Source organism: Rhodococcus sp. 7Tela_A2 (assembly GCF_049311045.1).
Classification (GTDB): domain Bacteria; phylum Actinomycetota; class Actinomycetes; order Mycobacteriales; family Mycobacteriaceae; genus Rhodococcus.
On record NZ_JAXION010000015.1, the window covers coordinates 38365 to 53406 of the forward strand.

14 protein-coding genes are annotated in these 15042 nt (G+C 68.1%); 7 read left to right on the forward strand and 7 right to left on the reverse strand.

What is annotated here, in order from left to right; translation table 11 throughout:
* The first annotated feature begins 85 nt into the window (after nucleotides 1-85).
* From TVH25_RS04960 to TVH25_RS04970, 3 genes are all read left to right on the forward strand, one after another.
* Nucleotides 86-424, forward strand: coding sequence for a YciI family protein (locus tag TVH25_RS04960; protein WP_296550758.1), 339 nt, complete (start codon nucleotides 86-88; stop codon nucleotides 422-424).
* 2 nt (nucleotides 425-426) lie between these two features.
* Nucleotides 427-1671 carry an RNA polymerase sigma factor gene (locus TVH25_RS04965; protein ID WP_422423491.1) on the forward strand — a complete coding sequence of 415 codons (1245 nt, stop codon included), beginning with the start codon at nucleotides 427-429 and terminating at the stop codon, nucleotides 1669-1671.
* 102 nt (nucleotides 1672-1773) lie between these two features.
* Entirely contained in the window at nucleotides 1774-2490 is a 717-nt protein-coding gene (locus TVH25_RS04970; protein WP_296550756.1) for an SOS response-associated peptidase, read from the forward strand.
* Between the two features lie 19 nt (nucleotides 2491-2509).
* Here the strand turns inward: TVH25_RS04970 and TVH25_RS04975 are convergent, their stop codons facing one another.
* On the reverse strand, nucleotides 2510-2998 hold the full coding sequence (locus TVH25_RS04975) for an SRPBCC domain-containing protein (protein WP_296550755.1): 489 nt from the start codon (nucleotides 2996-2998) through the stop codon (nucleotides 2510-2512).
* Nucleotides 2999-3163: 165 nt separating this feature from the next.
* Between TVH25_RS04975 and TVH25_RS04980 the strand changes: the two genes are divergently transcribed.
* Nucleotides 3164-3844 (forward strand): hypothetical protein, encoded by a 681-nt coding sequence (locus TVH25_RS04980; protein ID WP_169621873.1) that lies wholly within the window; start codon nucleotides 3164-3166, stop codon nucleotides 3842-3844.
* A complete protein-coding gene (locus TVH25_RS04985) occupies nucleotides 3845-5620 on the forward strand; it encodes a GMC family oxidoreductase N-terminal domain-containing protein (RefSeq protein WP_169621874.1) in 1776 nt (591 codons plus the stop codon). It abuts the gene before it with no gap.
* A 325-nt stretch (nucleotides 5621-5945) separates the two neighbouring features.
* On the opposite strand, the gene pgl is transcribed toward TVH25_RS04985, so the two are convergent.
* From pgl to tkt, 5 genes are read right to left on the reverse strand one after another with little or no spacing between them, the layout of a single operon-like run.
* Nucleotides 5946-6707 carry a 6-phosphogluconolactonase gene (gene pgl, locus TVH25_RS04990; RefSeq protein ID WP_422423492.1) on the reverse strand — a complete coding sequence of 254 codons (762 nt, stop codon included), beginning with the start codon at nucleotides 6705-6707 and terminating at the stop codon, nucleotides 5946-5948.
* Nucleotides 6700-7608, reverse strand: a complete 909-nt coding sequence (gene opcA / locus TVH25_RS04995; protein WP_346765167.1) for a glucose-6-phosphate dehydrogenase assembly protein OpcA — start codon at nucleotides 7606-7608, stop codon at nucleotides 6700-6702. Before opcA ends, pgl begins: the two co-directional genes overlap by 8 nt.
* Nucleotides 7605-9146: a glucose-6-phosphate dehydrogenase gene (gene zwf / locus TVH25_RS05000; RefSeq protein WP_169621877.1), complete on the reverse strand. Its 1542-nt coding sequence runs from the start codon at nucleotides 9144-9146 to the stop codon at nucleotides 7605-7607. Before zwf ends, opcA begins: the two co-directional genes overlap by 4 nt.
* A 2-nt stretch (nucleotides 9147-9148) precedes the next feature.
* The gene (gene tal, locus TVH25_RS05005) at nucleotides 9149-10294 is read right to left on the reverse strand and encodes a transaldolase (RefSeq protein WP_169621878.1); all 1146 of its coding nucleotides are present in this window, start codon (nucleotides 10292-10294) and stop codon (nucleotides 9149-9151) included.
* Between the two features lie 4 nt (nucleotides 10295-10298).
* Complete coding sequence (tkt, locus tag TVH25_RS05010; protein ID WP_169621879.1) at nucleotides 10299-12401, reverse strand: transketolase; 2103 nt, start codon at nucleotides 12399-12401, stop codon at nucleotides 10299-10301.
* Between the two features lie 212 nt (nucleotides 12402-12613).
* Here tkt and TVH25_RS05015 point away from each other — a divergent pair, with 212 nt between their 5' ends.
* Nucleotides 12614-13591 (forward strand): heme o synthase, encoded by a 978-nt coding sequence (locus TVH25_RS05015; protein ID WP_169621880.1) that lies wholly within the window; start codon nucleotides 12614-12616, stop codon nucleotides 13589-13591.
* A gap of 73 nt (nucleotides 13592-13664) precedes the next feature.
* On the opposite strand, the gene TVH25_RS05020 is transcribed toward TVH25_RS05015, so the two are convergent.
* A complete protein-coding gene (locus TVH25_RS05020) occupies nucleotides 13665-14630 on the reverse strand; it encodes a quinone oxidoreductase family protein (protein WP_422423494.1) in 966 nt (321 codons plus the stop codon).
* A gap of 22 nt (nucleotides 14631-14652) precedes the next feature.
* Between TVH25_RS05020 and TVH25_RS05025 the strand changes: the two genes are divergently transcribed.
* On the forward strand, nucleotides 14653-15006 hold the full coding sequence (locus TVH25_RS05025) for a hypothetical protein (protein WP_169621882.1): 354 nt from the start codon (nucleotides 14653-14655) through the stop codon (nucleotides 15004-15006).
* Nucleotides 15007-15042 lie beyond the last annotated feature (36 nt).

A 15042-nucleotide genomic window follows, 5' to 3' on the forward strand; every position in this document is an offset into this window, starting at 1 on the left:
TCTCGCGCGCGTGTCGATTTCGGTAGGGAGAGTTCGTCGTCATGGTGTACGGCGAATCGTCGTACCGAACCACGAGGAGACGATCATGAAGTACATGCTGTTGATCTACACATCGGCCGCCGACGAGAGCACCTGCACGGTCGAGGACTGGCAGGACTACGAAAAGGCGATGCGGGACGCGGGGGTGCTCGTCACCGGCCACGCACTCCAGGACCTCACCACCGCGACCGCCGTACAGGTGGCGGCGGACGGTCGTCGCACGGTCACCGACGGCCCGTATGCGGAGACCCGGGAGGTACTGGGCGGCTACGACGTCATCGATGTACCGGACCTCGACGTCGCGATCGAGTGGGCGTCCCGGTGTCCGGGCGCCCGGGACGGCGGCACCGTGGTGGTGCGCCCGATCGCCGAGTTCGGCGACTAGCCGTGCCCGATGCGGGTGTCTCGGCCGAAGCGGTGTTCCGCGAGGAGCACGGGCGGCTTCTCGCGGCGCTGGTGCACCGTTTCGGCGATCTGGACCTGGCCGAGGAAGCCGCATCGGACGCCCTCGAGGCGGCACTCGTGCACTGGCCGGTCGGCGGGGTGCCCGATCGGCCGGGCGCGTGGCTGCTCACCACCGCCCGTCGCCGGGCACTCGACCGGGTACGCCGCGACCGCGTCTACACGCAACGTCTGGCCGAACTCGCGATCGACATCGAGCGGCGCGGCTCCTCGGATCCGCGCGGCGACGAATTGCCCGACGAACGACTCGAACTGTTCTTCACGTGTGCCCACCCGGCACTGGCTCCCGACGACCGTGTCGCGCTGATCCTTCGTTGTCTCGGAGGTCTGACCACCGGCGAGGTCGCGCGCGCGTTCCTCGTTCCGCACGCCACGATGGCGCAGCGGATCGTGCGGGCCAAGAACAAGATCCGAGGCGCGCGAATCCCGTTCCGGGTTCCTCGTCCGGACGAACTCGACGAACGGCTCCCGGTGGTTCTCGGTGCCCTGTATTCGATCTTCACCGAAGGGTATGCGGCCAGTAGTGGCACCGATCTGCAACGGCCCGATCTGGCAGACGAATCGCTTCGGCTGGTGCGGATCCTGCACGGGCTCATGCCTTCGCAACGTGAGGTGGCCGGGTTGCTCGCGCTGGAACTGCTCGTCCATGCCCGTCGCCACGCCCGCACCGATTCCGACGGTGAGATCGTGCTCCTCGACGCCCAGGACCGGACCCGGTGGGACACGGCGATGATCGACGAGGGTCGTGCGCTGGTGGTGACCGGGCTGACCGGTGGGCCCCCCGGCCCGTACGCGGTGCAGGCGGCGATCGCCGCGCTGCACGACGAGGCGCCCGACGCCGAGTCCACCGACTGGCGACAGATCGTTGCGCTGTACGGAGTGCTGCTCGCACTCATGCCGTCGCCGCTGGTTGCCGCGAACCGCGCGGTCGCCGTGGCGATGTGCGACGGCCCGGAGTCCGGCCTGGCACTGCTCGACGGCCTGGCCGGCGAACCGGTCCTGCGCGAGCATCACCCGTACCACACGGCCAGGGCCGATCTTCTCGTCCGCCTCGGCCGTGATGCCGAGGCCGAGTCCGCGTTCCGGCAGGCGCTCGACCTCACCGGCACCGAACCGGAACGTCGCCGAGTGCGTTCCCGACTGGCCTCGCTCGGGGATCGACCGGGGTGAACGTCCCGGGCTGCGTCCGTTGCCGGAGAGTGCCGGGTGCGGCCGTATCGCGGTGGGAAGATGTGAAACAAACGGAGCGTCGCAACCAGAGAGGCCGATGTCGTGTGCGGACGATATGCAAGCACGAGTACCCGGGACGACCTGCTTGCGGCCTACGATGCCGTGACGGCGGTCGGTGAGGAGTTGCCACCGTCCTACAACGTCGCCCCCACCCAGCGGGTCAACGTGGTGCTCGAGCGCGTCCCACGGGACACGCCCGGCGGTGATCCGGTGCGCATGGTGTCGTCCCGGGTCAGTTGGGGTCTGGTGCCGTCGTGGGCGAAGGACCCGAAGATCGGCTCGCGCATGATCAACGCCCGTTCGGAGACGATCACGCAGAAACCGGCGTTCAAGGCTGCTGCGTCCCGGCGGCGATGCATCCTGCCGGCGGACGGCTACTACGAGTGGATGAAGAACGAGGAGGGCAAGAAGATTCCCTTCTTCCTGCACGCCGACGCGCCGATCTCGATGGCCGGGCTCTACGAGTTGTGGCCCGATCCGGAACGGCCCGAGGATGATCCGGATCGCTGGTTGTGGACGTGCACGGTGCTGACACGCCCGGCCACCGATGCGGCCGGGCATATCCACGACCGCTCACCAGTGGTGCTTCCGGAGACGTTCGTCGACCCGTGGCTGGACGCGGCGCTGACCGACCGTGACGACGTGGAGGCGCTGCTCAACTCGATCCCGGAACCTCATCTCGAGCCGTACGAGGTCGGTACCGCCGTCAACTCGCCCCGGAACAACACGCCGGATCTGCTACGGCCCGTCCATCATTGACCGGCCCGGAGGAGAGGTCTCACCGATATTCGTCGACCAGCGACAAGTAGTCGCTCCACCGAGGCGGCCGGCCTCCGGTCAAGGCGGCGTCCAGGCGATCGAGGTAGTACTGCCAGACCGGACCGATCTCACCGGCTTCCGATCGTGGGACGTGTGAGTGCGTGAAGTCGAGGGTGGTGACGCGGCCTACGGTGTGCAGCGCGACGGCGAGCAACCATCCGTCGACGTCGACGGAGAAACGGGACGGGGGAGTGCATTCGACGATGCGCACGTCGACGGTGGCCGAATCGTGCTCGTCCACCATCGTCAACCGCACCCGCCCGGTGGAGGGATCTCCGGTGTATGTGCCGTACCAGCGGGACAATTCGCGGGGTTCGGTGAGTGCTGTCCAGATCTCGCTTGCGGGCAACGCGAAACTGCGACGGTAGACCAGTCCGACCAGCGACGCGTCGTCGGGACAGTCGCTTTCCGGCCGTACTTCCCCCATCACCGTGGTCGGCGTGCCCATCGGATTCTCCCTCTCGTAGACCCTCCCAGTGTGGTCCACCGGACCGCCGACGGGTGACCGAACCGGCGCGGCCGGCAGGCCCGCCGATCGCCCCATCTCCCGAATTCCGACCGGTTCGTCCGTACACTCCCATAAGTTGTAATTGCACCGACGGAGGGGGGCGGCGTGGCCTGCGAACACGACGGTTCATGGAACCGACGGCAGTTTCTGACCGGCTTGATCGGCGGTGGTGCCGCACTGGCCGCGCTGGGCGTGGTGGGCGCGCCCGCGGCGGGGGCTCAACCCGCGGCCCCGGCACCACCGATCCGGGACACCATCAACGGTGTGCTCTCGTTCGTGGTTCCCGGAAACGACCCCTATTCGCATCATCAGGGGGTGGCGACGGACCGGCCGGGTGGGGTGACTCCGGGCACGGCAGCGTCACTCGAGCGCACCCTCGACCGAGCGCTCGCGATTCCGCTGTTCGGAGGAGTGGGAGTTCCCCTTCCGGGCGCAGCCGGAGTTGCGGTGCTGCTCAACATCTTTGCTGCCACCGCCGATCCGGGCGCTTCGAACGGGCCGTTCGCGGCGCCGTTCGCCAACCTGGACTTTGCGAAGAAGGCGCTGGTGTTCGAGTGGCTCGACACCGACCCACGCTTCGAGAATTTCATCATCAGGTTCGTGGTCAACGCGCTGCCCACCCTCGCCGCGTTCGCCGCGTTCTCGGAGGTGTCGGCGTTCGATCCGGTCGAACGGAAGACGACCGGCCGTCCCGTCGGCTGGGACCTCAGCAACTACGCCGGGCCGAGCGATGGGTGGGACGAAGTGATCGGGTACTACCGCGGGATCGACAAGGTGGAGGCGTAGATGACCGACGTAATCGTGATCGGGTCGGGCGGGGGCGGCCCCGTGGTCGCGAAGGAACTCGCCGCCCGCGGGCTCGATGTCCTCGTCCTCGAAGCCGGGCCACGCTTCGCCGACCCGGAGAACGAGTGGACGCATTTCGAGGACGACGCCAACAACCCGATCACAGGATTTCTGCGGCAAGGACCCGGTGATCGATCCCGGACGCCGTGGCTGCGCGACGTTCCTCAGCAATCGTATGTGTGGCAGGTCGCCGGCGTCGGGGGCACCACCCTGCACTTCTTCGGTAATTCGCCTCGGGCGGCAGCAGGTGCATTCGCCGGATACGACGGTCCCGACCGGGACATGTACGACACCGCGCATCTGTTCCCGTTCGGTTACGACGAGTTGCGGCGCTACTACGAATGGGTCGAGGCGACACTCCCGGTGCAGACGGCGCCGATGGGCGCCAAGGAGCAGGTGTTCCTCCGTGGCGCCGCCGCCCTCGGCCTGACACACCAGACCACGCTCGACACGACAGGACCGTCGTACCGTGCGCAGCAGAACGCGATCCTGCAGCCCGGCGGAACCGCCGGACGCACCCGCGACCCCGCGCTGCTGCACTACCCCGACGCACGCGGATGCACCATGTGTGGGCACTGCTATCAGGGTTGCTACCTGCCGCTCGGAGCGCCACGAAATCTGAAAGCCAAGCGCTCGACCGATAATTCGTACGTTCCGATGATGCTCACCGCCGACGCGTGGTCGCCCCACGGCCGTGCCGTCACACTCGTCTCCGACGCCGTCGTCACGAAGATCCTCTTCGAGGAGGTCCACGGGGAGACCACCGCGCGTGGGGTGCGGTTCACGACCACCGCCGACGGCGCGGAGCACGAGGCCACGGCTCCCGTCGTCGTTCTCGCCGCAGGATGTGTCGAGTCGCCGCGACTGTGGCTCGGTTCCGGTCTCCCCAACCCGAACGGATGGGTCGGCCGTGGCTTGACCGATCACCACATGGACGGCGTATTCGGGGTCTTCGACGAGTACACGGGCCAGACCAGAGGCCCCGGCTCGAATGCACGCGTCGACCTTCCCGGCTACGGCGGGGTCGAGCAACTCGGTCTGCCACCGGCGCTCATCGCGTACGCACTGAACTTCAGCGATTCCGGGATCCACGGATACGGAAGAGCGGGGGGCGTGGTCGACTCCGCGGGAGCGGACACCATGGGAAGGCTCGTGGGCCGCGATCTGCTGAATACGATGGCCGACACCGACCGGGTGCTCGCGGCACTCGTCATCACCGACGACGACGTCGAACCGGAGAACCGGGTGACGTTGTCGCCGGTGCTGCTTCCGAGCGAAGGCGGGCTCGCGCCGAAAGTGACCATGGCCCACAGAAATCGATCGGCGCGCACGAAGCGCAATCGCGAATACTCGACCCGGAAGGCTGTCGAACTGATGCGCGCGGCGGGCGCCAAGTCGGTGCACCGATGCGACTGGCCGCCGTTGATTCTGCATTCGCAGTCGAGCATGCGGATGGGCCTCGAAGAACACAACTCGGTACTCGACGCCGATGCGGAATCACGTTGGGTCAAGCGCCTGTTCATCACCGACAACTCGGCGCTCGCCAACAGCCTCGGCGGCCCCAACCCCACGCTGACCACGCAGGCTGTCGCCACCCGGACGGCGGAGAAGATCATCGAGAAGTACTTCGGCGGTGAGGTGTGGGTGGGGCGTGAGAATCCGGTCTCGTCGATCGACGACCGGGTCACCGCCGCGGTGATCGAGCGAGGGCTGTAAGGGACAGCGAGACCGAGCTTGGGGAGCGCCGGTTCTTCCTGCGGCGTGGGAACCGCAGGGTCCGGTGGTGCGTCGAACGTGACAAGGGCCGACAACGACGGCGGCCCACCACAGGAGGAGCCCACCCGCATGGATCCACGAACGACGCGATGTGTTCCCGGACGCTCTCGGCTCGCTGCCTCACGCGCGACGCGCGGACCCCGCTCGTCCATAAAGTTTCGCTGCGTCAGGGAGGGCACCGACGACACCGCACCGCAGATCCCGGCCGACGATCCGGACTTCGACAGCGACCCTCGATAACTCGGCGGCGCGGAACCGCCGCCGATCAGGATGTGGGAAGTTTCGCGGCCGCAGCCGGGTCGACGAACCACACGGTGCGCTCGCGCCCGTGCGCTCCGGCGGCGGGAATGTCCTCCGGGTCCGCTCCGCCGACCGACGCGGCTACGGCGTCGGCCTTGTTCTCACCGGCGACCAGCAACCACACCTGACGGGCGCGTTGTACAGCGGGCAGCGTCAAGGTCACCCGCGCCGGCGGCGGCTTCGGTGAATCGTCCACTCCGACGACGAATCGCTCCGTTTCGCGCACCGCAGCGGTGTGCGGGAAGAGGGAGTTGATGTGCCCCTCGCCACCCATGCCGAGCAGGTGCACGTCGAAGTCGGGCACGGACCCGTCTGCGGACTGTGCCGCGAGGAGTCGGGCATAGCGCTCGGCGGACTCCGCCGGCGTGGTGCATCCGTCCTCACCGAGAGCAGGCATGGTGTGGATGCGCGCCTCGTCGATCGGCACGTGGTCGAGCAAAGCAGCCCGCGCCTGTACTTCGTTGCGCTCGGGGTCGCCCGGGGGCAGGAACCGCTCGTCGCCGAAGTACACGTTGACGGCCGACCAGTCGATCCCGCCCTGCTCACGCCCGACGTGTTCGAGCACGGCGATGCCCGTTCCGCCGCCGGTGAGCACCACGTGGGCCTGGAGCCGTTCGGTTTGTGCTGCCACCACCGCATCGACGAAAGCCTTTGCCGCGGCGCGTGCGACGGCATCGGAGTCGGCGAAGGTCAATACCTCGGTCGGGGTCCTGGCGGGATCAGACATATTCCACCTTCGGCAGGGCCGACAGCGCGGCCTCGTAGATGACATCGGGGTCGAGCCGGCGCAGTTCTTCGGCGAGGCACTCCGCGGAGTCCCGCCGTGCCAGCGTGATCAAGGACGCAGGTTTGTCGGTTCGTTCGAGCGTCGCGACACGCCCCTCCTGCGGACGGCCGAGCACGATCGTCTGCGTGGTGGTGCGCAGTTCGACGCGCAGGTCGCCGGTCGCGCGCTGCACCGGGCAGTCGATGCGGCTCGCGAGCCATCCCGCAAGAAGGTCGATGGCCGGTTCGGTCTGCAGGCCCGAGACATGGGCTGACACGACCTGCTCGTACGGCGGTTGTTCGAGCGCGGAGACCAGCAGCGCGCGCCAGTAGGTGATCCGGGCCCATGCCAGGTCGGTGTCACCCGGGGTGTATCCGGACAACCGCGAGAACAGATCGGCGCGCGGATCGAGGGCGTTCGTGGTGTCGGTGAGCCGGCGCACCGCCAACCTGCCCACGGGGTCGTGTGCGGGAACCGGCGGCGCCTGGCCGGGCCACCACGCCACGACAGGCGTGTCGGGCAGCAGGAAGGGCACCACGACCGACTCCTGGTGCTCGGCGAGTTCGCCGTGGAGCGCGAGGATCAGCACCTCGGACGCGCCGGCCTCACCACCGACGCGGATCTCCGCGTCGAGGCGCGAGGGGCCTTCGGCCCGCCCCCGCCCGACGACGATGACGCGGCAGGGATGCTCGCGGGCGGCATCGGTGGCGGCAGAAATCGCCGCCTCGATTCCCCGGGCTTCGCCGGCGCACACGACGAGTGTGAGAACCCTGCCCTGAGTGACGATTCCGCCGGTCCTGCGAAGTTCGACCAGCTTCTTGCTGACGTCCACCGCGGAGGTGTTGCGCAATTGCAGTCTCACGGCCGTCTCCATTCCCGGCCGGAGCGGCGCAGCATCTCGTCGGACGACGCCGTGCCCCAGCTTCCCGCCTCGTACGGTTCGGGCCGGCCCTTCGTGGCCCAATGGTCGAGAACCGGATCGAGGATCTTCCAGGACAACTCGACCTCTTCGTCCACGGGGAACAGGGACGGTTCTCCGAGCAGCACGTCGAGCAACAGTCGTTCGTACGCCTCCGGGGAGGACACCGTGAACGCCTGACCGTAACTGAAGTCCATGCTCACGTCGCGCACCTCCATCTCGGAGCCGGGCACCTTCGACCCGAAGCGCATCGTGACACCTTCGTCGGGCTGCACCCGGATCACGAGTGCGTTCTGGCCGAGGTCGGAGGTCATCGTCGTGTCGAACGGCAGGTGGGGCGCACGCTTGAACACGACGGCGATCTCGGTGACCCGGCGGCCCAGCCGTTTTCCGGTCCGCAGGTAGAACGGGACCCCGGCCCACCGCCGGGTGTCCACCTCGAGGGTGATCGCCGCATACGTCTCGGTCGTCGAATCCGCCGCGAAGCCCTTTTCCTCGAGCAGCCCGACGACACGTTCGCCGCCCTGCCAGCCACCGGTGTACTGACCGCGTGCGGTGGTCTCGTCGAGGGGTTCGGCAAGCCGGGTCGCGGACAGCACCTTGATCTTCTCGGCGCGCAGTTCGGACGGCGCGAAGCTGATCGGCTCTTCCATCGCCGTGAACGCCAGCAACTGCAGCAGATGGTTCTGGATGACGTCGCGCGCGGCCCCGATCCCGTCGTAATATCCCGCTCGTCCGCCGAGACCGATGTCCTCGGCCATGGTGATCTGGACATGGTCGACGTAGTGCGCGTTCCAGATCGGATCGAACAACTGGTTCGCGAACCGCAGCGCCAGGATGTTTTGAACCGTCTCCTTGCCGAGATAGTGGTCGATGCGGAACACCGAATCCTCGGAGAACACTTCGCCGACGACCGCGTTGAGTTCACGCGCACTCTCGAGGTTGTGGCCGAACGGTTTCTCGATCACCACCCGGCTCCACGAGTCGTCGTGCGCCGCCGCGAGACCCGAGCGTGCCAGTTGCCCGCACACCACCGGGAACGCGTCGGGCGGAACCGACAGGTAGAAGGCGTGATTTCCGCCGGTACCCCGCTCCTGATCGAGCTTGTGCAGGGTCTCGGCGAGCTCGGCGAACGCCGCGTCGTCGTCGAACGAGCCCTGGACGAAGCGGATGCCTTCGGCGAGCCGCTGCCAGACCTCTTCGCGGAACGGGGTGCGCGAATTGTTGCGCACCGCGTCATGCACCACTTCACCGAACTCGGCGTCGTCCCACTCCCGGCGGGCGAATCCGACAAGAGCGAATCCGGGCGGCAGGAGCCCGCGGTTGGCCAGGTCGTACACCGCCGGCATCAGCTTGCGCCGGGCGAGATCGCCCGTGACGCCGAAGATGACGAGAGCGCACGGACCCGCGATACGGGGTAGCCGGCGATCCCTGCTGTCCCGCAGCGGGTTCACCCACTCCGCCGTCCCGGATTCGCTCACGTTCAGCCCTCCGCGCCGGGTGCGTGGGCGGTGAGCTGCTCCGACGTGGCCGTCAGCAGCTCGTTCCAGGACGCTTCGAACTTCTCGAGACCTTCTTCTTCGAGCTTGCGGAACACGTCCGGAAGGTCGATCCCCGCGGAAGCGAGCGCGTCGAACACCTGCTGCGCTGCGGCGATGTTGCCGGTGACCGTGTCGCCGGTGATCTCCCCGTGGTCGGCGACCGCTTCGAGGGTCTTCTCCGGCATCGTGTTCACGGTGTTCGGAGCAACCAACTCGGTGACGTACATCGTGTCGGAGTACTCCGGGTTCTTCACCCCGGTCGACGCCCACAGGGCACGCTGCGGGAGCGCGCCCGCCTCTGCGAGCTGCTCGAAACGTGCACCGGACTCGAAGGCCTTGCGGTACGAGCCGTACGCCAGCCGGGCGTTCGCGACGCCCGCCTTGCCGCGCAGCGCCAGGGCCGCGTCGGTGCCGATCTCCTCGAGACGCGCATCGATCTCGGTGTCGACCCGGGAGACGAAGAACGATGCCACCGAATGGATCTTCGAGAGATCGTGGCCGGCGGCCTTGGCCGCGGTCAGCCCGTCCAGGTACGACTCGATGACCCGCTCGTATCGCTCGACGGAGAAGATCAGCGTGACGTTCACACTGATGCCCTCGCCGATCACGCGTGCGATCGCCGGCAGCCCGGCCATGGTCGCGGGGATCTTGATGAAGAGGTTGGGGCGATCGACGACGCGCCACAACTCCAGCGCCTGCGCGACGGTCTCGTCGGTGGCGTGAGCGAGGCGCGGATCGACCTCGATCGACACGCGGCCGTCGAGCCCGCCGGTCGCCTCGTACACGGGAGCGAGCACGTCGCACGCCGAGCGGACGTCGTCGGTGGTGACGGCGAGGATGGTTTCCTCGACGTCCGCACCGCCCGCTGCCAGCTCACGAACCTGCGCGTCGTACGCGTGTCCCTTGGACAACGCCGCCTGGAAGATCGACGGATTGGTGGTGACACCGACGACACTCCGGGTGGCGATCAGTTCGGCGAGATTGCCGGACTCGATCCGCTCACGCGACAGGTCGTCCAGCCACACCGAAACGCCCTGGGCGGAGAGGGCGGCGAGTACCTCGTTCTGCGCGGTGGTCTGCGAAGTCATCCGATCATCCCTTCACTGTGGTCAGCGAGCGGTGCGCAGCGTCGACAACGGCTTCTGCGGTGATTCCGAACTCGCGGTACAGGGTCTTGTAGTCGGCGGAAGCGCCGAAGTGCTCGAGCGACACGGCCTCGCCGGCGTCGCCGATGAGCCGGTACCACGGGAGCGCGAGACCGGCCTCGACGGAGACACGGGCACGCACCGACGGCGGGAGCACCTCGTCGCGGTATGCCTGATCCTGCTCGAGGAACCAGTCGAGCACCGGCACCGAGACGACGCGGGTGGGCACACCCTCGGCCTCGAGGGTCTCGCGCGCGGCCACGGCCAGTTCGACCTCCGAACCGGTTGCGAGCAGCACGACCTCGGGGGTTCCGGTGGACGCTTCGACGAGCACGTATGCGCCGCGGGCGACACCCTCGGCGGCCTTCTCCCGGGTTCCTTCGAGAACCGGCACGTTCTGGCGGGTGAGTGCCAGCGCGGTCGGGCCCGTCTTGTTCTCGAGAGCCGACTTCCATGCGAAGGACGTCTCGTTGGCATCGGCCGGACGGATCACCGCGAGGTTGGGGATCGCGCGCAGCGCGGCGAGGTGCTCGATCGGCTGGTGCGTCGGGCCGTCCTCACCGAGTCCGATCGAGTCGTGGGTCCACACGTAGATCGCCGGTGTCTGCATGAGCGCGGCGAGACGGACCGCGGGCCGCATGTAATCGGAGAAGACGAGGAAGGTGCCGCCGTAGGCGCGGGTCGGGCCGTGCAGCGCGATGCCGTTGAGGATCGAACCCATCGCGTGCTCGCGGATACCGAAATGCAGGGTCCGGCCGTAGGGCTGGGCAGTCCACTCGTCGGTGGAGATCGACTCGGGACCGAACGAGTCGGAACCGGGGATCGTGGTGTTGTTGCTGCCGGCGAGGTCGGCGGAACCGCCCCACAGTTCCGGCAGGATCGGGCCGAGCGTCGCGAGCGCATTGCCCGAGGCCTTGCGGGTCGCGGGACCGCTGTCGGTCGGATCGTAGAGCGGCAGGGCGTCGACCCAGCCCTCCGGGAACTCACCCGCGAACAGACGGTCGAACAGTTCCTTGCGCTGCGGCTCGCGCCGGGCCCACGCGTCGAAGTCGGCCTGCCACGCCTCGCGCACCTTGGCGTTGCGCTCGATGACGCCGCGGGCGTGCTCGATCACAGCCGGATCGACGTCGAAGTTCTTCTCGGGATCGAAGCCGAGCACCTTCTTCACGGCGGCGACCTCGTCGGTGCCGAGCGCAGCGCCGTGCACGTCGCCGGTGTTCATCTTGGTCGGAGCCGGATAGCCGATGATCGTGCGCACGGAAATGAGCGACGGACGATCGGTGACCGCCTTGGCGGCCTCGACGGCCTCGAGGATCCCGGTGACGTTCTCGCCGCCGTCGACGGTCTGCACGTGCCAGCCGTACGCCTCGTACCGCTTCGCCACGTCCTCACCGAGCGCGATCGTGGTGTCGTGCTCGATCGAGATCTTGTTGGCGTCGTAGAAGACGATCAGATTGCCGAGTTCCTGCACGCCGGCGAGCGACGAAGCCTCGGACGTGACGCCCTCTTCGATGTCACCGTCGGAAGCGATCACGTAGACGAAGTGATCGAACGGGCTCTCACCCGGAGCGGTGTCCGGATCGAACAGGCCGCGCTCGCGACGGGCGGCCATGGCCATACCGACGGCGGACGCGAGGCCCTGGCCGAGCGGTCCGGTGGTCATCTCGACGCCCGCGGTGTGCCCGTACTCGGGGTGTCCCGGGGTCAGCGAGCCCCACGTGCGCAGCGCCTCGAGGTCGGCGAGTTCGACGCCGTATCCCGACAGGTACAGCTGGATGTACAGGGTCAGGCTCGAGTGGCCGCACGACAGCACGAAACGGTCGCGACCGACCCACTTCGGATCGGTCGGGTCGTGACGCATCACGCGCTGGTAGAGGGTGTAGGCGAGCGGAGCGAGGCTCATCGCGGTGCCGGGGTGCCCGTTGCCGACCTTCTGCACCGCATCGGCGGCGAGCACGCGGGCCGTGTCGACCGCCTTGGTGTCCAGGTCGGTCCAGTCGGCCGGATGCGCCGGCTGAGTGAGGGTGCGGATCTCGTCTGTGATCGACACGAGCAGAGTTCTCCTGACATGGGGTGTACGGGGTGCCTGCGGGTAGAAGTTGGCCCGCGCGCTCCTTAAGAGTAGTGCGCGCCGCGGAGCGGGTCGATTCGGTCGGGGCGGGTCCGCCGTCTACCATCGTTTGTAGTAGAAGGAGCGTCCGGACCCGGGCGACCGTGAACGGGCGAGCGAAAGTGCGGATTCGCGTGGTGCAAGGAGACAGTGTGCGGGCAGGGCAACGGCCGAAGGGACACGGATTCGGCGCCCCCGAAGCGCCAGGCGCTCCCCGCCCCGACACCGCATGGGGACGTCTCTCGGGCACCGTGCTCGCCTACATCGCGCTCACGAAGCCGCGTGTCATCGAGCTGCTGCTGGTCGCAACCATCCCCGCGATGCTGTTCGCCGACCGGGGCCACGTCGACATCGTCCTGATCCTGAGCACCCTGTTCGGTGGCTGGATGGGTGCGGCGAGCGCCAATTCGCTCAACTGTGTGGTCGACGCCGACATCGACAAGGTGATGAAGCGGACCGCGCTTCGTCCCCTCGCACGTCAGACCGTGCCGACCCGCAATGCGTTCGTCTTCGGCGTCCTGCTGGGTGTGGCTTCCTTCGCGTGGTTGTGGTGGCGGGCGAACCTGCTGTCGGGTCTGCTGGTCGTCGCGACCATCGCGTTCTACGTCCTCGTCTACACGATGGTGCTCAAGCGTCGTACCTGGCAGAACGTCGTCTGGGGCGGCGCGGCAGGATGCATGCCCGTGATGGTCGGCTGGGCCGCCGTCACCGGATCGCTCAGCTGGGAACCGGTCGTATTGTTCCTCGTCATCTTCTTCTGGACGCCGCCGCACACGTGGGCGCTGGCGATGCGGTACAAGGAGGACTACAAGGCGGCCGGCGTGCCGATGCTGCCCGTGATCGCGACAGAGCAGCACGTCACCAAGCAGATCCTCCTGTACACCTGGGCGACCGTGATCGCGACCCTCGTGATCGTGCCCGCCGCGGGCATCATCTACGCCGTGTTCGCCGTCCTCGCCGGAGCGTGGTTCCTGTTCGTCGCGCACCAGCTCTACAGCAGCGTGCGGGGCGGCGCGTCGGTCAAGCCGCTCAAGCTGTTCCTGCAGTCCAACAATTACCTGGCGCTGGTATGCCTCGGCCTCGCGGTCGACTCGGTGCTGGCCCTGCCGACGATCGGCTCCTACTTCTGATCCCGGATCCCCTGATCACGACGAAGCCCCCGCTCCACACCGGAGCGGGGGCTTTGCGTTGTGCGGTCGTTGCTCAGGGAATCAGGACGACGGAGCCGGTCGTCCGGCGGGCAGCGAGATCCGTGTGGGCCCGGGCGGCGTCCGCCAGCGGGTAGGTCGCACCGACACGGACGTGCAGGGATCCGTCGGCGATCGCCGCGAACACGTCCCCCGCCCGCCAGAGCAGCTCTTCGCGGGTGCGTGTGTAGTGCGCGAGGGTGGGCCGGGTGACGAACAGTGAACCCGCGGGGTTGAGGCGCTGCAGGTCGAACGGCGGAACCGGGCCGCTCGCCGCACCGAACAACGCGACCATGCCGCGGATACGGACCGAGGCGAGGGACGCCTCGAACGTTGCCGCACCGACCCCGTCGTACGCCGCGGCGACGCCCTCACCGCCGGTGAGTTCCCGGACCCGGGCTGCGATGTCGTCGTCGTAGCGCAGGACTTCGGCCGCACCGGCGTCGCGGGACAGGGCTTCCTTGGCATCGGACGAGACGGTGGTGATCACCCGTACGCCCTTCTTTGCGGCCAACTGGGTGAGCAGCAGACCCACGCCGCCGGCACCCGCGTGCACGAGCACGGTGTCGCCGGCCCGGGCGGGATACACCGACTCGATCAGGTAGTGCGCGGTCATGCCCTGCAGCAGCGCAGACGCCGCCTGCTCGGTGGGCACGCCGTCCGGGACCGGTACCGCCACGGCCTCGGGGACGCAGACGAGTTCCGCATACGAGCCGGGGGCCGCGCACCACGACACCCGCGTGCCGATCCGCCCGTCCTCGACGCCCTCGCCGACTGCGACGACCGTGCCGGTGCCCTCCGAGCCCGGAACGTACGGCAGGTCGGTGGGGTACATACCGGTGCGGAAATAGGTGTCGATGTAGTTCACGCCGATGGCGTCGGTGCGGACGAGCAGGTCGCCGGGGCCGGGCTGCGGGTCGGGACGTTCCACCGGAACGAGGACGTCGGGACCTCCGAACTGTGCCACTTCGATTGCGCGCATTCCGTCACAGTATTCTGCTTTCATGAGCGCCGAAACAGAGGTCGCGGCCGCACCGGCCGCCATCGTCTCGTCCATTCGCACCTTCGTCGCCGAGCACGGCGGCTCCGGCAAGGCCGTGCTGCAGCCGATCGGCCGGTCCGGGGTCCGGGTCACCGTCGTCGCCGCCGACGGGACGCTCGGTGATCGAGTCGCGAAGGACTTGCCGACCGCCCACGCCGTCATCGACGCGTTGCCGGACGTCACCGTCTCCGAGTGGGACCGGGAACTGACCAGCATCGTCAATCCGCAGCCCGGGCACTGGAAGAAGATGGCCGGCTGGGTCGCCCGTCAGGCGCGGTTCCCGAAGGCACGCAACGAGCACCCGATTCGCTCCTGACACCTGCCCGACACAGACCTCGGGGCCGTCCACATC

Excerpts from the sequence above, each read along its gene's own strand:
- TVH25_RS04960 (WP_296550758.1), top strand. The coding sequence starts at position 86 with ATGAAGTACATGCTGTTGATCTACACATCGGCCGCCGACGAGAGCACC.
- TVH25_RS04975 (WP_296550755.1), bottom strand. The coding sequence starts at position 2,998 with ATGGGCACGCCGACCACGGTGATGGGGGAAGTACGGCCGGAAAGCGAC.
- TVH25_RS04985 (WP_169621874.1), top strand. The coding sequence starts at position 3,845 with ATGACCGACGTAATCGTGATCGGGTCGGGCGGGGGCGGCCCCGTGGTC.
- pgl (WP_422423492.1), bottom strand. The coding sequence starts at position 6,707 with ATGTCTGATCCCGCCAGGACCCCGACCGAGGTATTGACCTTCGCCGAC.
- tal (WP_169621878.1), bottom strand. The coding sequence starts at position 10,294 with ATGACTTCGCAGACCACCGCGCAGAACGAGGTACTCGCCGCCCTCTCC.
- TVH25_RS05020 (WP_422423494.1), bottom strand. The coding sequence starts at position 14,630 with ATGCGCGCAATCGAAGTGGCACAGTTCGGAGGTCCCGACGTCCTCGTT.
- TVH25_RS05025 (WP_169621882.1), top strand. The coding sequence starts at position 14,653 with ATGAGCGCCGAAACAGAGGTCGCGGCCGCACCGGCCGCCATCGTCTCG.